This is a genomic window from Spirillospora sp. NPDC000708, assembly GCF_040299565.1.
Lineage (GTDB): Bacteria > Actinomycetota > Actinomycetes > Streptosporangiales > Streptosporangiaceae > Spirillospora.
On the sequence record NZ_JBEPCJ010000014.1, the window covers coordinates 23,146 to 45,374 of the forward strand.

The following is a 22,229-nucleotide window of genomic DNA, read 5'->3' on the forward strand; positions in this document are numbered from 1 at the left end:
GCATCAGGCGGCGTCCCGCAGCGAGGCGATCATCGACGTGCGCAGCAGATGCCGCCGCGCCTCGGCCGGATCGGCGGCCAGCCTCCGCAGCTCGTCGTGGTACCCGGCCGGATCGCGCATCCGTTCCCAGTTGCCGTGGGTCATCCGCTGCACGAACGACCGCGCCGTGTCGCGGCGCGCCGCCGCGACGGCGTCGAGCGCCGCCTCCGGGCCGCCGTCCAGGACGTCCGCGAGGGCGCCGCCCAGCAGGACGGCGTCGTGGATGCCGCTGTTCATCCCCATCCCGCCGAGCGGGTTGTTGACGTGCGCCGCGTCCCCGGCGAGCAGCACCCGCCCGGCGCGGAACGTCCCGGCGACGCGCTGGTGGACGCGGTACAGGCTGGCGTGCGCGACGTCCCACGGAGCGTCGGCGACCCCGCGCAGCCGTTCCGGAAGCCGCGTCAGCTCGCGGGCGTCGGGCGTGCCCTCCGGGGTCGGGAACAGGACGCGCCAGTGGTCGGGGGTGCGCAGCAGCACCAGCCATTCGTCGGGGTCGAAGACGTAGTTCACCGCGGCGATGCCGGGCAGCAGGTCCTCGACGGCGGTCGTGGTCGAGGCGACCAGGAACCGTTCGGGATAGGTCATGCCCGCGAACTCCACGCCGACGGAGCGTCGCACCGCCGATCCGGCGCCGTCCGCGCCGACCAGCCAGGCGCCGCGGAACCGCTCGCCGCGCGCGGTCGTCACCTCCACGCCGCTCCCGTACGCCAGCACCGTCCGCACGGCCGAGCCGAACCGGACCTCGCCGCCCGCGTCCAGTACCTCGTCGCACAGGATCGGGGTGAGCTTGCTCTGCTCGCACTGGACGCGGAACGGGTACGGCGTGTCGCCGGAGAGCACCGACAGGTCCAGTTCGGCGATGACGCCGCCGCGCCGGTCCCGGTACTGGAATGCGCGGGAGACGAGGCCGCGCTCCAGCAACCGGTCCAGCACGCCGAGCCCGTCCAGCATCTCCAGCGACGGCGGATGGAACGTGGACGCGCGCGACTCGGCGGCGAGCTCCGGCTCCGCCTCCAGCACGGTGACGGGGACGCCGCGGCGGGCCAGCGTGAGCGCGGCGGTGAGCCCGACCGGCCCCGCCCCGGCCACCAGCACCGGCGCCATCACGGTTCCCGGGAGTGCAGCGCGAAACCGTCCTCGACGCCGACGACCTGCGGGTTGGTGAAGAAGCGCAGCGTCTCGGCCGTGCCCTCCTCGCCCAGCCCCGACGCGCCCCAGGCGGGGCGCGGCGCGAACACGTGCAGGCTCATCACGCTGGACCCGTTGACCTTCACCTCCCCGGCGCGGATGCGCCGTGCCACCGCGAGCGCCGCGTCCTCGTCGGTGCCGTTCACGTACCCTTCGAGCCCGTACGCGGTTCCGTTGGCCAGCGCCACGGCCTCGTCGAGCGTCCGGTAGGGGTGGACGGTCGCGACCGGACCGAAGATCTCCTCGGTGGCGTCACCGGGGTCCACGCCCGTGACGAGCGCGGGCGCCAGGTGGTTGCCCTCGTCCGGCACCTTGGTCGTGGAGAGGATCCGCCCGCCGAGCGCGTCGCGCTGCGCGGCGACGAGGGCGCGGTGCCGCGAGTGGACCAGCGGCCCGAGGTCGGTGGCCTCGTCCAGCGGCGGCCCCGCGCGCAGCGCCGCGAGCCGCTCGCCGATCGCGTCGAGGAGCGCGTCCTGGCGGCCCTCGGGCACGATGAGCCGGCCGAGCGCCCGGCACCATTGGCCGTTGAGCGTGGTGAGGAGGTCGACGGCGGCGCGCGCGGCGCGCCCGGTGTCGGCGTCCGGCATGACGACCAGGGGGTTGCTGCCGCCCAGCTCCAGCTGCACCGGCTTGATCCCGGCGGCGCAGGCCGCGGCGACGGACGCGCCGCCGACGGCCCCGCCGGTGAACGAGACCGCGCGGATCCGCGGGTCGGCGGCCAGCCGCGCACCGGTGCGGCCGTCGCCGTGGACGAGCTGGAAGACCCCGCCCGGCACGCCGCCGCCGGCCAGCACGTCCGCGACGACCTCGGCGAACCGCTGGCTCCCGTACGGAGCGTACTCGCTCGGCTTGAGGATCGCGGGGCAGCCCGCGGCGAGCGCGTTGGCCACCTTGTGCGCGGCCATCGGCGCGGGCGCGTTCCACGGGACGAGGCACAGGGCCGGGCCCCACGGCAGCCGCCGCACCTCGGCCGCGCGGCCGTCATCGTGGGTGAGCGTCGCGTTCAACCCGCCGCGCAGCCGCTCGGCGGCCAGCCGGAACGACCCCGGCACGATCATCCCGAGCGGCGTCGTCTGGCGTATCGGGACGCCGGTGGCCGACGCCTCCAGGGCCGCGATCTCGCCCGTCACCGGTTCGAGGGCGTCGGCGACCGCGTCCAGCAGGGCGGCGCGTTCGGCGGCGGGCCGCGCGGCCCAGCCGTCCGCCGCCTCCTCGGCGGCGGCCAGCGCCAGCTCCACCCGCTCACCGCCGGTGACCCCGGCGGGGCCGGCCGGCGCGCCGGTGGCCGGGTCCTCCAGGGCGGGGCCGTCTCCGGGCGACGCGGCCCAGGTCCCGGCGACGAGGTCGCGGTGCGGCGGGCTCATCTCGGGACGCTCGCGAACAACTCGTTCTCCTTGCTCTCGGTCACCATCTGCGCGGCCTCGAGCCTGCCCCGCTCCGCCGGGAACGTCATCACCAGGCCCATGGCGAGATCGCGCAGCGCCCGCCCGATGACGCCGTCCATCGTGGCCGCCGAGGTGCCGCACGCCTTGAACGCGCCGAGCACGACCTGGAAGCACGCCTCGGCGATGTCGCCCTTGGCGATCCGCCACTGCGCGTAGACCTCGGGCTTGGGACGCAGGGGCGGTTCGGAGGTCTCCAGCTCCAGTTGGCGGCGGATCCACAGGTAGGCCGTCTCCAGCCGCTCGGCCATGTCGCCGATGATCACCTGGTGCATCGGCGAGGACGCGATCGGCCGCCCGGAGTCGGCGAACGTCCGGCGGGTGAGCCGCTCGACGGCGAAGTCGTAGACGTTCTGCGCCGCGCCCAGGTAGCAGGCGGAGATCGCCAGCTGGTTGCCGACGAAGCTGCCCCGGCTCATCCGCAGCATCCGCACGAACGCGCCGGACACCGTCAGCGCCTCGTCCGCCGGGACGAACACGTCGGTGAGCGTCACGCCGTGGTTGTTGGACGCCCGCATCCCGAGGCCGTTCCACGGCTGGCGGGAGGCGACGCCCGGCGCCTCGCGCGGCACCAGGAACAGCGCCAGGCCGTCGGCGTCGGAGGTGCCGTCGAGCCGCGCGGTCACCAGGTAGGTGTCGGCGACGCCGGTCGCGCAGCCGAACGACTTCACGCCGTTGAGCCGCCAGCCGCCGTCGGACGGGGTCGCGGTGGTGGCGATCGCGATGTTCGCGCTCGACGACTTCACCTCCTCGCTGGCGAAGTTGGCCATCCACGTCCCGGCGGCCATCCGGTTCAGCACCTTCTCGGCGAACGCCCGCACGGGCTTGACCTCGCCGTCGCCGCTGAACAGGCCGGCCTCGACCGCCTCCAGCGGCAGCAGGCCGCGCGAGGCGCTGGTGTTGTGGAAGAAGTACGACAGCGCCGTGGACGGGCAGGCGGTGCCCATCGCGTAGGTGGCGGCGGCCAGGTCGCGCAGGCCGCCGCCGAGGCCGCCGTACTCGGCGGGCACCACCAGGCCGAGCAGCCCGGCCTCGCGCAGCAGCGCGACGTGCCCGGCGGGGAACGCGGCGCCCGCGTCGGCGGCCGCGGCGGTCTCGCGCAGCCGCGGCAGCACCGCCTCCACGCGCGCGGCGCGGTCCCGCTCGGCATCGGTCATCGACTCGACGAGCCGTTCACCGGTCAGCGTCGTCGGCTGGGTCATCTGCTGGATCCCTTCAGCTGGTCAGGACGCGGTCCGGTAGGTGCGGCCGGGCAGGGCCGAACCCCAGACGGCCTCCAGGTCCGTGGCGGCGGCCACCAGGGCGGCCCGGTCGATCGGGGTGGCGATGTCGAGCCGGGCGGCCAGGAACAGCACGTCCTCGGCGCACAGGCCGCCGTCGACGCCGCCGAGCGTCACGTCGAAGCTGCGCACGCCGCTCTTCATCGCGGTCAGCGCGTTCGCCAGGCCGAGGCCGCACGCCTCGCGCAGCCGCACTCGCACGGGCACCGGCCGGGCCAGCGCCACGGCCTCCTGGAGCACGTTGCGGACGACCAGCGGGGAGGCGGCCGCGGCGCCTTCGTCGAGCGCGATCTCGGTGCAGCCCGCGGCGAGCAGCCGGTCGACGGCGGCGAGCACCGCGGCCTGCCGGGCGGGGTCGAAGACGTCGCGCACCCGGCCCGCGACGGGCAGCCCGCGCGCCCGGGCGGCGGCGATCAGCCGGGGCGCGTCCGGCCCGTCGGCGATCTCGGCCGTCACCGGGGAACCGTGCGGGACCCGCGCCAGGGACGCGGCGTCCTCGACCAGCGCCGACCAGGGCGGCCCCGCAGGGCCGCCGGAGCCGGGGACGGGCGGGAGCGGCAGCCGGACCCGGACGCCCGCGGCGCGGACCGCGTCCAGCAGCCGCGCGGCGCCGTCCCCGGTGACACGGGCGGGCGCGGTGCCGGAGGCGGTGAGCCTGCGGTGCAGCGCGGCGGCGAGCCCGGTGTCGGCGATCGTCACCTCGTCGGGCAGCGGATCGGCGAGCTGGCCCCAGGCGCGGGAGTGGAACAGCAGCGGCGCGGTGCGGCGGGGCGCCTCGGCGGCGAGCACCTCGCCCACGAAGATGGTGTGGTCGCCGCCGGGGTAGGCGTGCGCGACCTGGCAGTCGAGCCAGGCGAGCGCCTCCGCCAGCACCGGCGCGCCGGTGGGTGCGGCGGTCCAGGTGCCGCGCGCGAAGCGGTCGCCCGGCTCGCGGCCGGCGAACCGGTGCCCGATGGCCGCGTGGTCCTTGCCGAGGAAGCTGACCGCGAACACGCCGCTGTGCTCGATCAGCCCGTGCGTGCGGATGTCGCGGGCGAGGCAGACCAGGACGAGCGGCGGGTCGAGGCTGACGCTGCAGAACGAGCCCGCGGTCATGCCGTGCCAGCCGTCCTCGGCGGTCGTGGTGACCACCGCGACGCCCGTCGGCCACTGGCCGAGCACCGCCCGGAAGGTCTGTGCGTCGACCGCCACGGCATCGCATCCTTCGTTTCGCTCCAGGAAACACTGTAACGCTCACGGTAACGATGGCCCGGAGCGGGTGTCAACGCCCCGAATCGGTGACGAGCGTTTCGGTAAGGGAAACGCGATGGCCTAGACTGCGGCTGAGCCCGGTCCGTCGGAAGGAACCGCCGTGTCGCGTCGTGCGACCTCCCAGAGCGTCCCCGCCCCGCCCGCCGAGGACGGCGAGGGGCAGAGCCGGTCGATCGCCGCCGTGGAGCGCGCGATGGACGTCCTGCTGCTGTTCGGCCGCAGCGGCCGGCCCGACCTCGGGGTCACCGAGATCGCCACCGAGCTGGGCCTGACCAAGGCCGCCGTGCACCGGATCCTGACCGCGCTGCGCAGCCGCGACCTGATCAGCGTCGACGCGGTCACCCGCCGGTACGCCCTCGGGCACGCCGCGATCGCGCTCGGCCGGGCCTACCTCGCCCGGATGGACCTGCGCGCGCTGGCCGCCCCGGAGCTGCGCCGCCTCGCCCAGCAGCTCGGCGAGACCGCGACGCTGTCGATCCGTCGCGGCGACACCCGGCTGTACGTCGATCAGGTCGTCCCGCCGCACGAGCTGAGGGTGGAGGTCAGCCTCGGCATCCCGTACCCGCTGCACGCCGGCAGCTCGTCGAAGGCGATCCTGGCCTTCCTCGACGAGGCCGAGGTCGACGGGCTGATCGGCCGGCACGGGCTGGAGGCGCTGACCGAGCGGACGATCGTGGACGAGGTGCGGCTGCGCAAGGAGCTGGCGGCGATCCGCAAGCGCGGCTACGCCACCTCGCAGGGCGAGCGGCAGGAGGGGACCGCCTCGATCGCCGCGCCGGTCTTCGACCACGACGGCCGGGTGATCGCGGCGCTGAGCGTGGCCGGTCCGCTGTCGCGGTTCAAGCCGCGGATGGCCGAGCTGGCGCCGCCGCTGGTGGAGGCCGCCGCGCGCCTGTCCGGCGCGCTCGGCCACAGCGGGTGACACGGCTCCGGGGGGCGGTGCGGCCGGAGCGGGCGGCACCGGGTCCACGGGTCACAGGTCGGCGCCGGGCTTGAGCACGCCCAGCGCCGCCGCGCCCAGGACGGCCGCCCAGATGCCGAAGACGTAGGGCAGGCAGCCGTCCACCGAGCGCCTGAGCACGTGTTCGATCTCCGGCGTGGAGCCGCCGTTCATCAACGCGCCGAACGCGGGCCCGAAGGGGCGCAGCGTCAGGCGGATGCCGAGCCCGCAGGCGATGGCGGCGGTGTAGAGCGCCACCTTGCCGCCCAGCCAGCGCGGCTCGGTGGTGACGCCGAACGGCCGGTCGGCGAGCAGGGTGTAGGCGGCCACGGTGGCGAGCGCGGCGATCAGGCCGAGCCGGACCGCCCAGTCGGCGCGCCGCACCCAGGGGAAGCGCCCGTGCGTGCGGTGGTCGGCGACGGTGGCCGCGAGCCAGGCCAGCGCGAACGCCCACACGAGCGCGACCCGCCACCAGCCGAAGGCGGGCGCGCCGAACAGCTCGGCGCCGTGCGGGTCCAGCGCCATGAGCGTCACCCCGCTCGGCAGGAACAGCACCAGGCAGATCTTCGGGCCGAGGTCGAGGCCGCTCATCACGCTGAGCGCGGTGGCGCGCGCGGCCGGGGTCAGGTCCGGCTTGAGGACGTATCGGCTGGAGTAGAAGACCCCGAGGTCGCCGCCCAGCCAGAAGACGAAGAGCACCAGGTGAAGCAGGATCCACCAGCCGTGCGTGTGCGGCCCCACGACCGCCTCCTCTGTTCGGAAGCCCGTTTTTGGAAACGCTGTTCCGGTGTGGGAGACGGTAGCACGGGGATCAGGCTCCGGCGGCGCGCGGCCGCCGTCCCGCCAGCTCGGCGAACACGACCAGCCGGTAGGCGGCGGAGAACTCGGGGTGGCAGGTGGTGAGCGTGAGCATCGCCTTGCGGGGGCGCGCCCCCGCGTGCTCCGGGACGGGCGCGGCGACGTCCGTGCGGCTCGGCCGCACCACGGTGCGGCTCGTCACCGTGTAGACGAACGTCGTCGTGGCGGTGTCGATGAGGATCTCGTCCCCGCGCGCCAGCTCGTCGTTGCGCCGGAACGGGGCGCCGTAGGTGGTGCGGTGACCGGCGATCGCCATGTTGCCGATCTCGCCGGGGCCCGCCGTGCCCGGGTAGTGCCCCGGCCCCTTGCGCAGGTCGGCCGTGCCGGTGCCCTGCACCACCGTGTACTCGTAGGACGGCCCGAACTTCGGGATGCGCAGCAGCGCGTACGCCTGCCCGTCGGTGGGCGCGGCGGTGGCGCCGCTCTTCTCCCGGCGCGGTTCGTCCGCCGCGAGCCTGTGCACCCGCGCCGCGTTCCAGCGCCGTTCCAGCTCGTCGTGCAGGTCGCCCTGCCGCCGATGGGTGTACTCGCCGGTTCCCCAGTACAGGTAGGCGACGAACAGGCCGAGGACGAGGCCGGCCGTCATCGCCAGCTCGGCCAGGCTTCGCAGCACCGTGCGCATGGTCGGGAACGGTAACCCTTCGGTAGGGAAACGGCGATCCCCAGAGTGAAACGATTCTGTTGCCACCCGCGCCCGCCCCTTGACAGTGCCGCTCCGATGCGGTTTCGCTATGTCCACGTTGCGAAACCCAGTTTCCCTATGGGAAACAACGGACCGGCGCAGCGGTCGGCGGAAGGAGCAGCGACGCACGATGAGACGCACACGCACGGCCCTGCGCGGAGCGGCCGCGGTCGTCACCGCGGCGGGCGCCGTCTCGGTGCAGGTGGCCGCGGCGGGCACCGCGCACGCCGCCGCGGGACGGGTCCCCTACCAGTGCACGATCTTCAGCACGGTGTTCGACTACGACGCGACCGTGAGCGTCACCGCACCGGCCTCGGCGAAGGCCGGTGACACGGTCACCGTCAAGGCCGACTTCTCCGACCTGCCCGGAGTCGCGCCGCTGCCGATCGACTCGTGGACCACCTCCGGGACGCTCGCCGTCTCCGGGGCGCAGTCGGGGACGGTGCCGGTCGAGGCGCCGAAGCGCACCGGGCCGGTGCCCGCGCACGGCGCGGTCCCGATCGGCGAGGTCACCGGGCAGCTCACCCTGACCGGCACCGGCGAAGTGGACCTCGCCCCCGGCGGCCTGACGATCGTCGCCGACGCCGGCGCGCAGGCCACCATCACCTGCACGCCCCAGCAGACCCCCGCGACCCTCGCGACGATCAGCGTCGGCGAGGGCGGGCCGGGAGCCTCCGTCAACCCGTCCACCGTCGTCCAGGGCGGAGCCGTCAGCATCACCGGCTCCGGCTGGCGGCCCGGCGCTGCGGGCATCGCCCTGTGCGACGCCAACGGCGCCGCCTGCAAGGCCGGCGACCTCACCGGCGCGACCGCCTCCGTGGACGCCGCCGGGAAGCTCACCGCGTCGGCGACCGTCGCCGAGTCCGCCGCCGCCGGCGCCCGCACCATCGTGGTCACCCAGGGCACCGTGCGCCGGGCCGTGCCGCTGACCGTCACCGCGAAGGCGGAGCCGCCCACCGGCCAGTGCTCCGGCAAGTCCGTGGACGAGTGCGGCGAGCAGAAGATCAACCTGACCGTCGACGGCGGCCCGCTGACCATGTCGCAGGAGCCGGGCGAGGTCGACCTCACCCCCGTCACCCTCAACGGATCCGACCAGACCGCCACCGGGTCGCTGAAGAAGGTGCAGGTCATCGACGCGCGCGGCGGCACCACGGGCTGGTCCCTCACCGGCACGCTCACCGACTTCGGCTCCGCGGCGGGCACGAAGATCCCGGCCGGGAACCTCACCTGGACACCGGCCTGCACCGCCGCGTCCGGCTCCGGCGCCGTGACCCCCGGCACCGCCGGGCCGCTCGACACCACCACCGCGGCGACGCTGTGCAGCGCGCCCGACGGGGCCGGGCAGATCGTCGGCGGCACGTTCGGCGCCGGGGCCGGCGTCAGCCTCAAGGTCCCCGCCGCGACCGGCGCCGGCCGCTACACCGCCGTCCTCACCCTGACGCTGTCCTGACCGTCCCGAACCCCGCGGCCGGGCGCCCGCCCACCGCCCGGCCCGACTCGAGGTGACCGATGAGCCCCCGACACCGGATCGCCGCCGCGGCCGCGGCGGTCGGCCTGGCCGCCGCGCTGACCGCGCCCGGCCCTGCCGCCGCCGCGCCCGGCCGGGCGACCGGGAACGGGGCGTGGTCGGTCGAGCCCGCGAACCGCAGCGGCGCCCCCGCCGCGCGCCCCTCGTTCGCCTTCGACGCGCCGCCCGGCGCGACCGTCCGCGACTCCGTGCGGATCAGCAACCTGACCGGTGCGCCCATCACCTTCCGGGTGTACGGGGCCGACGCCTACAACACCCCCCGCGACGCCGGGTTCGCGCTGCGCCCGCCCGAGGAGAAGCCGCGCGACGTCGGCGCCTGGATCTCCCTGACGTCCTCGTCCCCGAAGATCCCCGCGCACGGTGCGAAGGAGATCCCGTTCACGCTGAAGGTCCCCGCCAACGCGACCCCCGGCGAGCACATCGGCGGCGTCGTCGCGCTGAACACCGCCATCGAGAGCGTCCAGCGCGACGGGGGCGCCCGCGTGGGGATCCGGCGGGCCGTGGCCGCCCGCGTCTACCTGCGCGTCGCCGGACCGCTGACGCCCGGCCTGCGCGCCGACGGCCTCGGCGTCGCCCGCACCGAGCCGCTCGTCCCGTTCGCGCGGCACGAGCGGGGGACGATCCGCTACACCGTCGTCAACACCGGCAACCAGCGGATCTCGCCGACCGCCCGCGTCCGGGCGACGGGCGTGTTCGGCCACGAGATCAAGCGGTGGCCCGACCAGCGCCTCCCGGAGATCCTGCCGGGCGAGCGCACCGAGATCACGCTGCCCTGGGACGACCCGCCCGCGCTGGACGCGGTCACCGTGCGGGTGGAGCTCGTCGCCGCCGGCGGCATCGACGTCCGCGCGCAGACCTGCTTCACCGCGGTGCCCTGGCCGGCGCTGCTCACGCTCGCGGGGATCGTCTTCGTCCTGTGGTCCGTGCTGCCCCGGCTGATCCGCCGCTGGCGGGAGCGCGCGGGCCTGGGCGCACGCGAGACGGGGGTCTTCCTGTGAGGCTCCGGTCGGCCGCCGTGCTCCTCGCCGCCGCCGCTGCCCTGTGCGGCCACCCCGTCCCCGCCGTCGCCGCCGGGACGGCGCCGCCCGGTGTGAGCGTCCAGCCCGGCAAGGCCGCCGCGGGCACGACCGCATGGGTGCGGGGCAGCGCGTGGACGCCGGGCACGACCGTCCAGGTCCAGATCTGCGGCGCCGACGCGGTGCACGGCTCGGCGGACTGCGACACCGAGCACGCCGTCACCGCGATGGTCGCCCCCACCGGGACGTTCGAGGCGGGCCTCACCGTGGGGGAGCTGCCCTCCGCGTGCCCGTGCGTCGTCCGCGCCGGCACTCTGCCGGGGGCTGCCGGGGCGCCGGTCACCGCCACCGCGCCGTTCACCGTCGAGGGACACCCGACCGCGCGGATCGACCGAGGCGTCGCCCCGGTCCGCGCGGACGTGGTCGGCCTGGAGATCACCGGGAGCCCGGACCGCGGCGAACTCTTCGGCGGCCGGCCGCGGCGGACGCTGGTGCTGCGGATCCGCAACTCCGGCGCCGACCCCATCGAGAACGCCCCGCTGGTGGTCGGTTGGGGATCCGGCGGCACCCCGGACAGCCCGCTTGACGCGCCGAGGACCGGCACGCTGCGGCCCGGCCAGACCGCCACGTACCGGATCCCGGTTGTGCTGCCCCCGGCCGCCTTCGGCCACTTCGTGGTCGGCGGCCGGTACGCGGGGTCCGTCCCCTTCACGACCGGCTTCAACGCCTACCCGTGGGGGCTGCTCGGGGTGAACGCGCTCGCCGCGTTGCTGCTGCTCATCGGGATCCGGCTGACGCTCGGCCGCTGGGCCAGGGCACGGCGCCGCCGGCGCCGTGCGCTCGGGCTCCCGGCGCACGGCACCGCGGACGCGGCTCATCGGCAGGCGGCCCCGCGCACCGCTCCCGCGGTGGAGCTCGCCGACGTCATCGGCTACCTGGACTCGGTGGCGCCGTCGCCGTCCGGGGCGTACGTGGTCGACCGCGACGAGCTGATCGGCTACCTCGAACGCCGGAGCGGCGAGACCCTGCAACCCGTCGACGTCGAAGCGCTGGACCGGTTCCTCGCCCTGCCCGAGGGGGAGGCGCGATGACGGCTCCGACCCCGCGTGCGCCCCGCCGCACGGCCGCCGGTGCGGCGCCCCGGCTCGCGGTGGCCGCGGCCGGGCCGCTGGCGGGCGGCACCGTGCTGCTCCTTTCGGACGCCCTCGGCGGCGTCGTGCGGGTCCCCGGCGATGTCGTGACCTACATGGCGGTCACCGCGCTCGTCCTCGCCTGCGCGGCGCTGGTCCCGGCGCTGTGGCTGTCCGGACGGCTGCGTCCGTACCGGGTGGCGGCCGCCGGCGGTGCGCCGGCCGGGGCCGTCGTCGCGCTGGCCGGGCTGGTCCCCGCCGTCCCCGTCTTCGCCACCGCCCTGATGGCCGCGGGGATCCTCGCGGCTCCGCTGCTCGCCGCGCCGAGAGCGAGCGCGCTCCGCACGCCCGGCGGCCCGGCCCGCGACCAGGCCGCCGCGCTCGCCGGCCTGGCCGCGGCGGCCTGGATCGCGACGCTCTCGGCCGCCGATCCGGGGACGGCGCTGGTCATCGCGGGGGTTTCGGCGGCCGTGCTCGCCGTGGCCGCCACCGCCGTCCCCCACGCGCCGCCCGCCGCGTCCGGTCGTCGCGCCGCCAGGGTGCGGGACGTGCTCGCCGAGCGCGACGTCCGGGCGGCCCTGCCCGTCTACCTGCTCACCGGATGGGCCGCCGGCGCCCCGCTCATGGGCGGGCTGCACCTGCTGACCTTCCGGTGGAACCTGATCGGCGCCGAGCCCGTCCGGTATCTGGCCTGGGCGCTGCTTCCGGCGGTCGCGCTGGTGGTCGTCGGGCACCGGACGGCCCGCGCCGCGCAGACCGTCCCCTGGCTGCTGCTCGCCGCGGCGGCCGCGCCGATGCTGATGGCGAGCGCTCCCGGACCGGTCCCGCTCGCCGCCGGTTTCACCGTCGCCCTGGCCGCGGCCTGCCTGGCCGTCGCCGCCCTCGACACCACCGTTCTCCGGCCGCTGCCAGATCCGCGCCATCTGGCGGCGGCCGGTCTCACGTGCGTTACCGCCGCGACCGGCGGGCTGGCCGGATACGGCTGCGCCGCCGCGCTGCGCGGGACCTGCGCCGAGGGCACCGCGCTGACGCTGACGGCGCTGCCGCCGATCCTGGGCGCACTCCTGGCGCTGCGCGTGTGCGGCCCGCAGATCGTGAAGCCGCCGCCGTTCCTGCACGTCAGAGCGCTGTCGGTGCCGCGCGGCCCGGTCAGGCTGTACCGGGTCGGCCTCCGGGTGGACGCGGGCGAGACCATCCTGCTGTCGGGCACCGGCGCGAGCGTGCTGCTGGCCGCGCTGGCCGGGCACACGCCGTGCAAGGGCAGGGTCGCGCTCGGCGGCGCCGACCTGACCGCGCTCGACGCCGGGCAGCGGACGACCCTCGGACTCTGCCACCTCGCCGGCCCCGACCCGCGCGCCCCCGGCGGGCTGCCGGTCGCGGCCGGGCTGGCGGCGCACGCCCGCGCGCTCGGACACGCCGATCCCGGCGCCGCCGCGCACTCCGTCCTGGACGTCTTCCCCCCGCTGCGCGGGCTCGCCGCCGACCCCGCCGGAACGCTCACCGACGCGCAACGCGGCCTGCTCTCGCTGGCCGAGGCGCTGCTCACCCGGCCCCGGCTCCTGCTGGTGGACGGTCTCGCGGGAGGCCCGTGCGCGGCGGCCGTCCCCGCGGTGCTGCGCCGGCTCTGCGCCACCGGCACCGCCGTGGTGGTCGCCGGTCCGGCCGCACCGGAGACGCTCGCGCTGGCCTGCCGCGCCTACACCGTCGAGCCCGGCCGCGTCACCGAAGTCCCCGTCCCGGCGCCCGGCGGCCCGCTGCGGCCACCGGTGGCGCGCAGCACCGGAGGCGCCGCCCAGTGATCGCGATCGTGCTCGCCGCTCTGGCGGTGTCCCCGCTGTCCCCGCTCGCCCCGCCCGCCGGGGCGCCGGCCGCGGCGCGGCTCCAGGTCAGCCGCTCCACCGACCTCACCGAGGGTGAGACGATCACCGTCACCGGGAGCGGGTTCAGTCCCGGGCTGAGGTCCGTGGCGGTCGGGATGTGCCGGGAGGGCTACACCAACGGCCTCAAGGACTGCGACCTCGGCGGCGGCGCCACCTTCGTCAACATCGACGCCAAAGGCGACCTCCCCGAGGTCAGGCTGAAGGCCCGCCCGAAGTTCAACGGCCTCGACTGCACGACCCGCCAGTGCGTCATCGGCGCCGGTCCGCTGCCGGGTACCGTCCCGCCCTCCGTCGTCACCGCCAACAGCGCGATCGTCCGCGTCGGCTTCAAGGGCTCGCCGTTCAAGGGCGGCGCCGCCGTCCGCGCGTCGGCGGCTCCGGCGGCCGGCGCGGGACCCGGCACGGGCGGCCCGTCGACACCGCTCTGGGCCGCCACCGCCGGCCTGCTCGTGCTCGCCGGGGCCGCCGTCACCGTCGTCCAACGCCGCAGCAGATGACCGAAGGAGCAACGCCCGTGTCCCGAATGAGAAGGCGCGCCGGCGCCGTCGCCGCACTCGCCGGCGCCTGCGTGCTCGCGCTCGCACCGCCCGCGCTGGCCGCACCGAAGATCACCGCCAGCGAGACCAGCGGGGTGAAGGCCGGCGACACGATCACCGTCCAGGTGACCGGCCTGACCCCCAACGAGACCTTCGTGACCCTCGGCGAGTGCAAGCCCGGGCCGAAGCTGCCCACCGACTGCGCCGCGCAGAGCACCGGGGGAGCGATCGTCGGCGCCTCCGACGCCCAGGGCAACTTCGTGACCCAGGCCAAGTCCAAGGACGCGAAGATCAAGCTCGTGGCCAAGGCCGGCGGCGCCACCTGCACGGCGAAGGCGGGCGCCTGCGTCATCGCCGTCACCGCGCCGGGCAACCAGGGGCCGAACACCGCCGAGATCCCGCTCACCTTCACCGGCGGCGGGAGCCCGGGCGGCGGTTCCGGTGGTTCCGGCGGTGGCTCGGGCGGTGGCTCGGGCGGCGGTTCGGGCGGCGGATCCGGCAAGGGCAGCGGGGACCTGCCGTACACCGGCAGCCCCGACGGCCTGCCGACCTACGCGCTGGTCGCCTCGGCACTGGTCATGGCCGGTGGCGCGGCCCTGCTGATCCTCCCGCGCCGCCGCAAGGGCCGCTCGTGAGGGCGGCCGGTGCCACGATGGCCGTGGCCGCCGCGTTCGCGCTGGCCACGTCCGTCCTCCCGGCCGTCTCTGCCGCGGCAGACGAGGATGCGCCCATCGCCTTCGCGACCACCGTGAACGGCGACCCGGCGGACGTGTACGCGCCCGCCGCGTCCGACATCAGGGCCGACCTGCCGGTGGCGCTGCTGCTGCAGGGCGCGAACGTGAGCAGGTCCGCGTACTCCGCCTACGCCCGCGCGGTCGCCGGATACGGATTCGTGGTGGTCGTGCCCGACCACCGGCGTGTCATCTACGGGCAGAGCGGCCTGTTCCCCGAAGAGGCCCAGGCGTCATGGATCGTCGCATGGGCCCGCGACGAGGACGCGCGTGCCGCCTCACCGCTCAAGGGCAGGATCGACACCGGCTCCCTCGTCCTGCTCGGCCACTCCTTCGGCGGCGCGGCCGGACTCGCCCTCACCATGGGCGCGTGCGCTCCGCCGTTCTGCGCCACGCCCGCCGCCGCGCCCGCCGAACTGAAGGGTGCGGCGCTCTTCGGCACCAACAACAGCCCGCCCGGGGGCTCCGGCAACCCGCCCGTCGCCAATACCGTGCCGGTCGCCCTCGTGCAGGGGACCGTGGACGGCATCGCCGCGCCCGCCGCGGCGCAGGGCACCTACGAGGCGATCCAGACGCCGCCGAAAATGCTGGTGTCCGTCACCGGCGCCAACCACTACGGGATCACCGACATGCAGAACCCGGCGGGGGCCGCTCCCGATCCGTCCGCCCAGGCGGTGACCCAGGAGACGAGCGTCAAGGCGTCCGCGCGGTGGAGCGCCATGTTCCTGCGCACCGTCCTCGGCGACGCGTGGTCGGGTGTCTGGCTGTGGGGCGTCGGCGACGCCGTGGACCCGTCCGTGACGGTCCAGCACGTCCGCTGACCCCTCCCGTTGGCTTGTGGCGTGTCGCCCCCTATTACCGTTCTCATAAGGGCGACACGCCACAACTCGACGTGTCAGTGGGCGAAGGCAAAACCGGCTGCGCGCAGCTTGGCGGACGTCACCGGTACCTCCGGTGTCCGGATCTCGGCGCGGAAGGCCAGCTCCGGCAGGCCCTCGGCCTTGCAGATCTCCCCGAACGCCCCCGCGTTCGTCGGCGGGACCTCCGCGTCCGGGAAGGCGTTGTAGACGCCGGTCAGCCCCACGCTCACCACGTAGTCGAGGGCGGCGGCCGCGTCCCGGTAGTCGATCCGGTAGAGCAGCGCGTCGGCCGCGAACGGGACGCTCCCGCCGAGGTGCTCGTGGGCGAACCTCACGCGCGCCGGATAGTCGATGTCGCGGGGGTGGCCGTACACGTCGGGGATGCGCAGCACGGCGCCGCGCGGCGACGCCAGCACGGCCTGCTCCGCCGCTATGAAGGCGCGCGGCGAGGCGTCCTCGTCCGCAGTCGTCGGGGCGGTCTCGTCGATGACCGTCCCGCCGCCGGCCCCGTAGACCGACCCCGAACTGGTGAACACGACGCGGGGATGGACGGCGGCGGCGGTCCGCGCGGTGCCCGCGAGCGTGTCGGCGTACTCGGCGGCCCGCTGGGCGGCGTCGAAGGAGCGCGACGGGCGCGGGCTCACGGTCAGCACCACGGCCTCCGCGTCCCGCGCCGCCTCGGCCAGGGCGTCCTGGTCCGAGCCGCGCAGGACGGCGACGTCCGAGCAGACCCCTTCCAGCTCACGGGTGCGCCCGGCGGACGTGGTCGTCCCGGTGACCTCGTGCCCGCGCGCCGTCCACCGGCGTGCCAGCTCCATCCCGACGTTCCCGCAGCCGACGATCAGGTACCGCACGGCGAACCTCCCATGGAAACAGCGTTCCTTCAACGTGTCGCTCCGGGGCGACGGATCTTCGTGGCCCACCCGTCCAGCACCTGATCGGTGTCGTGGACGTCGGCGTACTTGGCGTGGAGGTCGAACAGCGCGGCCTCGTGCGGGCGCGGGTCGCGGTCGGCGACCGCGTCGGCGACGACGGTCGGCCGCAGCCCGTGGCACAGCGCGTCCACGGCGGTGGCCCGGACGCAGCCGCTGGTGCTGACGCCGGTGATCACGACGGAATCGACGCGCAGCGCGGTGAGGGTGCTCGCGAGCGGCGTTCCGAAGAAGGCGCTGGGGTACCGCTTGCGCACCGTCAGGTCGCCCGGCTCCGGGACGAGCTCGTCCGGCGGCAGCGCCCAGGGCGACCCCTCGTCGAACAGCCGCAGGGCGGGCACCTTACGGTAGAACAGGCCGCCGTCCACTCCGCCGGGCTTGAAGGACACGTAGGTGAACACCACCGGGTGGCCGTGCTCGCGGGCAGAGCACGCCAGCCGGGCGACACGGTCGACGATCGCCGGTGCGGGCGCGGCGTAGAGAGGGCTTTCGGGGGAGAGGTAGGCGCGCACCAGGTCGACGACGAGGAGCGCCGGCCTGTCGCCGGGGCCCAGCCGCCCGCCGAAGCCGGCCTCGCGGTAGTCGTCGGCGAGGTCCGCCGCGGCGTCCTCACCCATCGGACCGGAGCCCCGTGCCCCGTGCGGAACCGGCAGGGACGATGTGGCGGATCATGTCGGGGTACCTCCGGGCTCGATCGTCGGCCGCCACCGAGGCGGCCGCTGCACTACGGGAAGCTCATCCATCGGCCGCACCGCGCGGCGGACCCGGCCATCCCGGCACGTCGGCGCCAGGCGGCGGCCCAGGAGGCGGCCGAACGCGAGGGCCGGGGTGATGAGCATGCCGCCGCAGAAGCTGTTGCCGCAGGTGGCGGCGGCGCCGATCAGCTCGCCGATCGCGTGGACGCCGTCCATCACGGTGCCGTCGGCGCGCCGCACCCGCAGGTCCCCGTCCACGTCCACCCCCGCGAAGGTGATCAGCGTGATGCCGTGGTTCTCGATCGCGAAGAACGGGGGCTCCGCGATGGGGGCGGGCAGGTGGGTGCGGCCGAACTCGGCGTCGCGGCCCGCGGCGACGGCCGCGTTGTAGCGATCGACGGTGGCCCACAGGCCGCCCGGGTCGATGCCGGCGAGCGCGGCGAGCCCGGCCAGGTCGCCCGCGGTGTGGACGCCGGTCCGCGTCCCGGCCTTCGCCAGCACGTCCTCCGGACTCCAGCCCACGACCATGGGGACCGAGCGCAGCCGCGCCCTGTCGTCGAAGACGGTCCAGAAGGATCCGTCGGTGGACGCGGCGAGGGCGCGCTCCTTGCGGTCGATGCTGCGCTCGTCCTCGGCGACGAACCGGTGCCCGGCGCGGTCGACGTAGATCTCCCACGGGAGCCGCTCGGCGGCGGTCAGCAGCGGACGGTCGCCGGGGTACGCCCGGCCCGGCGCGGTGGGGTGCGGGAGCCCGCCGAAGGTCGGCAGGTACCGGCCGCGCCCGCCGACGCCCGCGCCCGCCTCGCGCGCGATGACCAGCCCGTCGCCGGTGGACGTGCGGTACGCCGCGCTGACGAGGGTCACCCCCTCGATCTCCTCGAACAGCGCCTTGTCGGACGCGAACCCCCCGGTGGCGAGCACGACCGCGGGGGCGGCCACCACGACCTCGTCGGCGCCGTCGCGCAGGACCGTGACGTCCGGCATGCGGCCGGGACGCTCGCCGAGGCCGATCGCCGGGCTGCCGAGCCACAGCTCGACCCGTCCGGCGGCGATCTGCTCGTCCAGGAGGCGCCGGAGGACGGCCAGGATGGACAGCCCGGCGTCCCTGCCGTAGTAGGTGCGGGGGACGCCGTACGGTTCGTGGCCGTAGACGAGCCGGGGCGACTCGGGCGCGAAGTCGAACCCGTGGTCGTCGAGCCAGTCGACGGTCCCGGGCGCGTGGCGCGCGGCGAGCTCGGCCAGGTCCGGGCGGGCGGTGCCGCCGCTGATCCGGTCGATGTCGGCCAGGTGCGCCGCGACGGAGTCCTCGATGCCGCGCTCGCGCTGCCGGCGGGTGCCGCCCGCGGACATGTGCCCGCCGCTGATGTGCAGGGTGCCGCCGATCCGGGAGTCCTTCTCCACCAGCAGGACCCGGGCGCCGCGCGCCGCGGCCTCGACGGCGCAGGGGATGCCGCCGGTGCCGGCTCCGACGACGACGAGGTCGTACCGCCGGTCCGCGGGCACGCTCGCTCCCTCCTCCCGGGCGGTCACATGCCGTCGCCGTTCCAGCGGCCGGCGGTGCGGCTGCGGACGGGGCGGCTGGACAGGATCGGGGCGGGGATCGGGTCGCCCTTCTTCCAGGCGCGCCCGGCGCCCGGGACGTGGGCGAGGGCGTCGGTGCGCTCGTCGGGGTGTTCGAGGGAGCGCGGGTCGGCGCCCCAGTCGGCGTGCACCGGGCCGTGCTCGTGGTCATGGCCGTCGTGGTCGCCGTGCCCGCCCTGGAGGCGGGCGGCGTCCAGCGCCTTGGCGATCGCGACGAGGCTCTTGTCCGTGCCGGTGCCGTGCTGCACGTACTCCTCATCGATCTCGCCTCGTTCACGCTGGTACTCGACGGAGGCGCGCAGGTCGGCGAGGTCGCGTTCGCTGCGGCCGGGCGACCCGGCGCCGAGGTCGTGGGAGGACGCCGACCACCGCATGCGGGTCTCTCCCGGGCCCCAGTTGATGGCCTCGCCGCCCCAGCGGACCCACTCGCTCTGGGTGTACCAGTTGAACAGCTCGCCGTCGGAGCGCAGCAGCCAGGTCGCGCCCCCTTCCAGGCTGGTGAAGTGGCCGTGCTTCACGCGGGCCGGACGGAAGAAGTAGGTGCCGAGGTCCAGCGTGCCGAAGTTGTACTCCATGTGGCCCTGGACGGTGTACGCCTCCTCGTAGCACGGGTGGTGCGCGAGGCGGTGGTCGGTCCATCCCTCCTGGGCGTGGACGAGCCGGGTGTAGAAGCCGGTCACCGGGTCGACGTGCAGGTACTTGATGAACATGCCGGGCATCGGGCCGGGGTTGGGGACGGCGTCCCACGCCATGGCCTCGCTGTCGATGACGATGACGTCCTCGCGGGCGTCCTTCCAGCGCGGCGCCCTGGTGCTCTCGACCGGGTCGAAGCCGGCGTCGCCGTACTCGCGGTAGTGCAGGATCCGGGTGCCCTCGCCGAACGTGATGGCCCCGGTCGGGACGCCCTTGGGCGCGTAGACGTAGCCGCCCGTGCCGATCTCCTTGCCGTTGTAGGTCATCGATCCTTCGAGCACGTGGTACTCGGTGTCGGCGTGGTGGATGCCGGGGCCGCGGCCCCAGTCGGTGTGGAAGTCGACGCGCAGCGAGCACGAGCCGTCCTCCTCGTCCACCGACAGGCGGCGCTCGCTGGCCCGGCCCTCGCCGCCGGCGAGTTCGGCGGCGTGCCAGATGTAGTCGTCTTCCTGGATGAGTTCGACGTGGGGTCGCACAGGGCACCTCTTCCGGGTTGCGGGAGCGGTCAGCGGTCGCGGAGCTCGCGCTTGAGGACCTTGCCGGCGGCGTTGCGGGGCAGAGCGGGGAGGAACTCGACGCTGCGGGGCACCTTCGGACCGGACAGCCGCTCGCGGCAGTGCGCCTCCAGCGCCGCCGCGTCGACGGACGCGCCGGGACCGGCGACGACGAACGCGGTGACGCGCTCGCCCCACCGCTCGTCCGGCCGCCCGACGACCGCGCAGTCGGCGACGCCGGGGAAGGTGCGCAGGACGTCCTCGACCTCGCGCGGCGCGATGTTCACCCCACCGGAAATGATCATGTCCTTTGTGCGGTCCACCACGTAGAGGAACCCGTCCTCGTCGCGGACGACGATGTCGCCGCTGGTGAGGAAGCCGTCCTCGGTCGTGCAGCCGCCGGTGGCGCCGTCGTCGCGCAGGTAGCCGTTCATGAGGAAGGGGGAGCGGCTGAACAGCTCGCCGCGCTCGCCCGGGCCGACCGGGACGCCCGCCGGGTCCACGACCCGGACCTCGGTCATGTACCAGGGCCGGCCGACCGAACCGGTCCGGCCGGCGTCGGACGGCCGGCAGTTGCTGACGATCCCGGCCTCGGTGGACCCGTACAGTTCGTGCACCCCGGCGTGCGGGAAGGCGTCCATGACCCAGCTCTTCAGGACGGCCGGCAGCGCCGCGGCGTTGAAGTACAGGGTGTCGAGGCTGGACGCGTCGTAGCGGCCGAGCGCGCCGGACGCGCGGAGCGTCTGCGCGTGGGTCGGCACGAGGAACACCGACTGGGCGCGGTGCCGTTCGGCGAGCGCGAGCATCCGCTCCGGGTCCCATTCGGGGAGCATGACCACGGTGCCGCCGGTGACGACGGGCGCGTAGTCGAAGACCATCCCGGCGCCGTGGTACATCGGCGCTACGGCGAGGCTGACGCGGCGGGCGCCGAGACCCCATTCCATGGCGGACAGGTAGCACATGAGCGTCCGGGCGCGGTGGCTGCTGAGGACGCCCTTGGGCTTTCCGGTCGTGCCGGAGGTGTAGTAGAGGCAGCAGGGGGCGTTCTCGCCGACGGGCGCCATCGGATCGGCGGCCCGCGCCGACTCGAGCGCCTTCTCGTAGGAGCCGGCGCCCGTCCCGCCGATGCGCAGGACGACCTCGACCGGGACCGGCGGCTCGGTGTCGGAGACGTGGGCGCGGGCGCCGGAATGCTCCAGGACGAAGGACTCCTCGGCTTCGGTGAGCCTGGTCCCGACGGGGACGAGCACCAGCCCCGCCTTGGCCGCGGCGGCGATGACCTCGGGGTACTCCAGCCGGTTGCCGAGCCGGACGGCGACGCGGTCGCCGGGGCGCAGCCCGCGCGCGAGCAGGGCCTGCGCGAGCCGGCTGGCGCGCTCGTCCAGGGCCCGGTAGGTGAGCGTGCGGTCGCCGTCGACGACCGCGGCGGCGTGCGGCGTGGAGGCGGCGAACTCGCGCACGCCGCCCGCCATCGTGAGCGGGGCGCCGCCGGGGAGGAGTGCCACGCACTCACCTCCGTGTTCCGCATTCAGAAACTTGGTTTCGTTCTGGGATACCCGAAAGCTTGCCCGGTGCCCGTGCGGCGCGTCAATGCCCGGCTCCGGGAAAGTCCGACCTTTGCCGGTACGATGCCGTGCGTGACCGCCGAGGAGCCCGCCGGCCGGCCCGCCGCTCCCGTGCCGGCGTACGCCGAGATCGCGGCCGGGCTGCGCGCGCGGATACTCGCCGGCGAGTTCCGGCCGGGCGACCGGCTGCCCGTCGAGCCCGACCTGTCGGCCGAGCACGGCGTCAGCCGCGGCACCGTCCGGGAGGCGCTGCGTCTGCTGGCCAGCCAGAACCTGGTCACCACCACGCGCGGCGTCGCCGGCGGGAGCTTCGTGTCGCATCCGCGCCCCGACCAGATCACCGAGTACCTGGCGACCAGCCTCAACCTGCTCGCCCTGGACGACCGGGTCACGGTCGACCAGCTGCTGGAGATCCGGGAGATGCTGGAGGTGCCCGCCGCCGGGCTCGCCGCCGCCCGCGGGGACGAGGGCGTCCGGGCCGAGCTGCGCGGCTCCCTGTTCGACCCGGGCGGGCTCGACCCGGCGGAGATCTTCGCGCCGAACCGGCACTTCCACACCGTCCTGCTGAGGATGGCCGGCAACCCGTTCCTGGAGGTCGTCGCGCAGCCGGTGTTCCGGGTGCTCAATGAGCGGTTCCTGCGTGAGAACGCGCCGCCGCGGTTCTGGCACGGCGTCGACCGCGACCACCGGGAGATCCTGTCCCGCGTCGAGGCGCGGGACGAGGCGGGCGCGCGGGAGGCGTGCCGGGCGCATCTGGAGAACCTGCGCGAGACCTACACCGCGATCGACCGGACCCGCCCTGGTGGGGGCGGACCGACAGCGGGAAACCGATCGGGCGCCCGCGACGGAGGGGTTGACGGCAAAAAGTCCGACCTTTAGCTTCGGGGCAGCCCCCCACCGGGGCGACC

The 22,229-nt window shown here is 75.4% G+C and carries 20 protein-coding genes; 9 read left to right on the forward strand and 11 right to left on the reverse strand.

All coding sequences use genetic code 11. From position 1 onward, the window contains the following. Positions 1–3 precede the first annotated feature (3 nt). The 4 genes from ABT299_RS12880 to ABT299_RS12895 are packed head-to-tail and all read right to left on the reverse strand — an operon-like array spanning position 4 to position 5,140. Positions 4–1,143, reverse strand: coding sequence for an FAD-dependent oxidoreductase (locus ABT299_RS12880; protein ID WP_500250819.1), 1,140 nt, complete (start codon positions 1,141–1,143; stop codon positions 4–6). Next, on the reverse strand, positions 1,143–2,591 hold the full coding sequence (locus ABT299_RS12885) for an aldehyde dehydrogenase family protein (protein ID WP_500250820.1): 1,449 nt from the start codon (positions 2,589–2,591) through the stop codon (positions 1,143–1,145). The genes ABT299_RS12880 and ABT299_RS12885 overlap by 1 nt, the downstream gene beginning before the upstream one ends. Then, the gene (locus ABT299_RS12890) at positions 2,588–3,871 is read right to left on the reverse strand and encodes an acyl-CoA dehydrogenase family protein (protein WP_500250821.1); all 1,284 of its coding nucleotides are present in this window, start codon (positions 3,869–3,871) and stop codon (positions 2,588–2,590) included. The genes ABT299_RS12885 and ABT299_RS12890 overlap by 4 nt, the downstream gene beginning before the upstream one ends. 21 nt (positions 3,872–3,892) lie before the next feature. Beyond that, on the reverse strand, positions 3,893–5,140 hold the full coding sequence (locus ABT299_RS12895) for a flavin reductase (protein ID WP_500250822.1): 1,248 nt from the start codon (positions 5,138–5,140) through the stop codon (positions 3,893–3,895). Positions 5,141–5,300: 160 nt separating this feature from the next. Here ABT299_RS12895 and ABT299_RS12900 point away from each other — a divergent pair, with 160 nt between their 5' ends. Beyond that, positions 5,301–6,122, forward strand: a complete 822-nt coding sequence (locus tag ABT299_RS12900) for an IclR family transcriptional regulator (protein WP_500250823.1) — start codon at positions 5,301–5,303, stop codon at positions 6,120–6,122. 51 nt (positions 6,123–6,173) lie between these two features. Here ABT299_RS12900 and ABT299_RS12905 read toward each other — a convergent pair whose 3' ends face one another. Both ABT299_RS12905 and ABT299_RS12910 read right to left on the reverse strand, forming a co-directional pair. Continuing rightward, on the reverse strand, positions 6,174–6,881 hold the full coding sequence (locus ABT299_RS12905) for a hypothetical protein (RefSeq protein ID WP_500250824.1): 708 nt from the start codon (positions 6,879–6,881) through the stop codon (positions 6,174–6,176). A 70-nt stretch (positions 6,882–6,951) separates the two neighbouring features. Further along, on the reverse strand, positions 6,952–7,620 hold the full coding sequence (locus ABT299_RS12910; RefSeq protein WP_500250825.1) for a class E sortase: 669 nt from the start codon (positions 7,618–7,620) through the stop codon (positions 6,952–6,954). 190 nt (positions 7,621–7,810) lie between these two features. Here ABT299_RS12910 and ABT299_RS12915 point away from each other — a divergent pair, with 190 nt between their 5' ends. Genes ABT299_RS12915 through ABT299_RS12945 form a run of 7 tightly spaced genes read left to right on the forward strand, consistent with a single transcriptional unit; the run spans position 7,811 to position 15,322 of the window. Beyond that, positions 7,811–9,130: a WxL domain-containing protein gene (locus ABT299_RS12915; RefSeq protein ID WP_500250826.1), complete on the forward strand. Its 1,320-nt coding sequence runs from the start codon at positions 7,811–7,813 to the stop codon at positions 9,128–9,130. 59 nt (positions 9,131–9,189) lie between these two features. Continuing rightward, a complete protein-coding gene (locus ABT299_RS12920; RefSeq protein WP_500250827.1) occupies positions 9,190–10,206 on the forward strand; it encodes a hypothetical protein in 1,017 nt (338 codons plus the stop codon). Beyond that, entirely contained in the window at positions 10,203–11,315 is a 1,113-nt protein-coding gene (locus ABT299_RS12925; RefSeq protein ID WP_500250828.1) for a hypothetical protein, read from the forward strand. The genes ABT299_RS12920 and ABT299_RS12925 overlap by 4 nt, the downstream gene beginning before the upstream one ends. Continuing rightward, positions 11,312–13,153 carry a hypothetical protein gene (locus ABT299_RS12930; protein ID WP_500250829.1) on the forward strand — a complete coding sequence of 614 codons (1,842 nt, stop codon included), beginning with the start codon at positions 11,312–11,314 and terminating at the stop codon, positions 13,151–13,153. The genes ABT299_RS12925 and ABT299_RS12930 overlap by 4 nt, the downstream gene beginning before the upstream one ends. Next, positions 13,150–13,731 (forward strand): neocarzinostatin apoprotein domain-containing protein, encoded by a 582-nt coding sequence (locus ABT299_RS12935; RefSeq protein ID WP_500250830.1) that lies wholly within the window; start codon positions 13,150–13,152, stop codon positions 13,729–13,731. Before ABT299_RS12930 ends, ABT299_RS12935 begins: the two co-directional genes overlap by 4 nt. 26 nt (positions 13,732–13,757) lie before the next feature. Beyond that, on the forward strand, positions 13,758–14,405 hold the full coding sequence (locus tag ABT299_RS12940; protein ID WP_500250932.1) for a neocarzinostatin apoprotein domain-containing protein: 648 nt from the start codon (positions 13,758–13,760) through the stop codon (positions 14,403–14,405). After that, positions 14,402–15,322, forward strand: coding sequence for an alpha/beta hydrolase family protein (locus tag ABT299_RS12945; protein ID WP_500250831.1), 921 nt, complete (start codon positions 14,402–14,404; stop codon positions 15,320–15,322). Before ABT299_RS12940 ends, ABT299_RS12945 begins: the two co-directional genes overlap by 4 nt. Before the next feature lie 74 nt (positions 15,323–15,396). On the opposite strand, the gene ABT299_RS12950 is transcribed toward ABT299_RS12945, so the two are convergent. Genes ABT299_RS12950 through ABT299_RS12970 form a run of 5 tightly spaced genes read right to left on the reverse strand, consistent with a single transcriptional unit; the run spans position 15,397 to position 21,261 of the window. After that, entirely contained in the window at positions 15,397–16,215 is an 819-nt protein-coding gene (locus tag ABT299_RS12950) for an NAD-dependent epimerase/dehydratase family protein (protein WP_500250832.1), read from the reverse strand. Between the two features lie 29 nt (positions 16,216–16,244). After that, positions 16,245–16,910, reverse strand: coding sequence for an isochorismatase family protein (locus ABT299_RS12955; protein ID WP_500250833.1), 666 nt, complete (start codon positions 16,908–16,910; stop codon positions 16,245–16,247). Positions 16,911–16,961: 51 nt separating this feature from the next. Beyond that, positions 16,962–18,491 carry an FAD-dependent oxidoreductase gene (locus tag ABT299_RS12960; RefSeq protein WP_500250834.1) on the reverse strand — a complete coding sequence of 510 codons (1,530 nt, stop codon included), beginning with the start codon at positions 18,489–18,491 and terminating at the stop codon, positions 16,962–16,964. Between the two features lie 23 nt (positions 18,492–18,514). Next, complete coding sequence (locus ABT299_RS12965; protein WP_500250835.1) at positions 18,515–19,738, reverse strand: DUF4437 domain-containing protein; 1,224 nt, start codon at positions 19,736–19,738, stop codon at positions 18,515–18,517. Between the two features lie 29 nt (positions 19,739–19,767). Further along, positions 19,768–21,261 (reverse strand): class I adenylate-forming enzyme family protein, encoded by a 1,494-nt coding sequence (locus tag ABT299_RS12970; RefSeq protein WP_500250836.1) that lies wholly within the window; start codon positions 21,259–21,261, stop codon positions 19,768–19,770. Between the two features lie 132 nt (positions 21,262–21,393). On the opposite strand from ABT299_RS12970, the gene ABT299_RS12975 reads away from it, so the two are divergent. After that, positions 21,394–22,200 (forward strand): FadR/GntR family transcriptional regulator, encoded by an 807-nt coding sequence (locus ABT299_RS12975; RefSeq protein ID WP_500250837.1) that lies wholly within the window; start codon positions 21,394–21,396, stop codon positions 22,198–22,200. Positions 22,201–22,229: the final 29 nt, after the last annotated feature.

Bases quoted from the DNA above. Each gene is read 5' to 3' on its own strand.
- ABT299_RS12880 (WP_500250819.1), bottom strand. From the start codon at position 1,143: ATGGCGCCGGTGCTGGTGGCCGGGGCGGGGCCGGTCGGGCTCACCGCC.
- ABT299_RS12885 (WP_500250820.1), bottom strand. From the start codon at position 2,591: ATGAGCCCGCCGCACCGCGACCTCGTCGCCGGGACCTGGGCCGCGTCG.
- ABT299_RS12940 (WP_500250932.1), top strand. From the start codon at position 13,758: ATGAGAAGGCGCGCCGGCGCCGTCGCCGCACTCGCCGGCGCCTGCGTG.
- ABT299_RS12955 (WP_500250833.1), bottom strand. From the start codon at position 16,910: ATGGGTGAGGACGCCGCGGCGGACCTCGCCGACGACTACCGCGAGGCC.
- ABT299_RS12930 (WP_500250829.1), top strand. From the start codon at position 11,312: ATGACGGCTCCGACCCCGCGTGCGCCCCGCCGCACGGCCGCCGGTGCG.
- ABT299_RS12915 (WP_500250826.1), top strand. From the start codon at position 7,811: ATGAGACGCACACGCACGGCCCTGCGCGGAGCGGCCGCGGTCGTCACC.
- ABT299_RS12920 (WP_500250827.1), top strand. From the start codon at position 9,190: ATGAGCCCCCGACACCGGATCGCCGCCGCGGCCGCGGCGGTCGGCCTG.
- ABT299_RS12910 (WP_500250825.1), bottom strand. From the start codon at position 7,620: ATGCGCACGGTGCTGCGAAGCCTGGCCGAGCTGGCGATGACGGCCGGC.
- ABT299_RS12890 (WP_500250821.1), bottom strand. From the start codon at position 3,871: ATGACCCAGCCGACGACGCTGACCGGTGAACGGCTCGTCGAGTCGATG.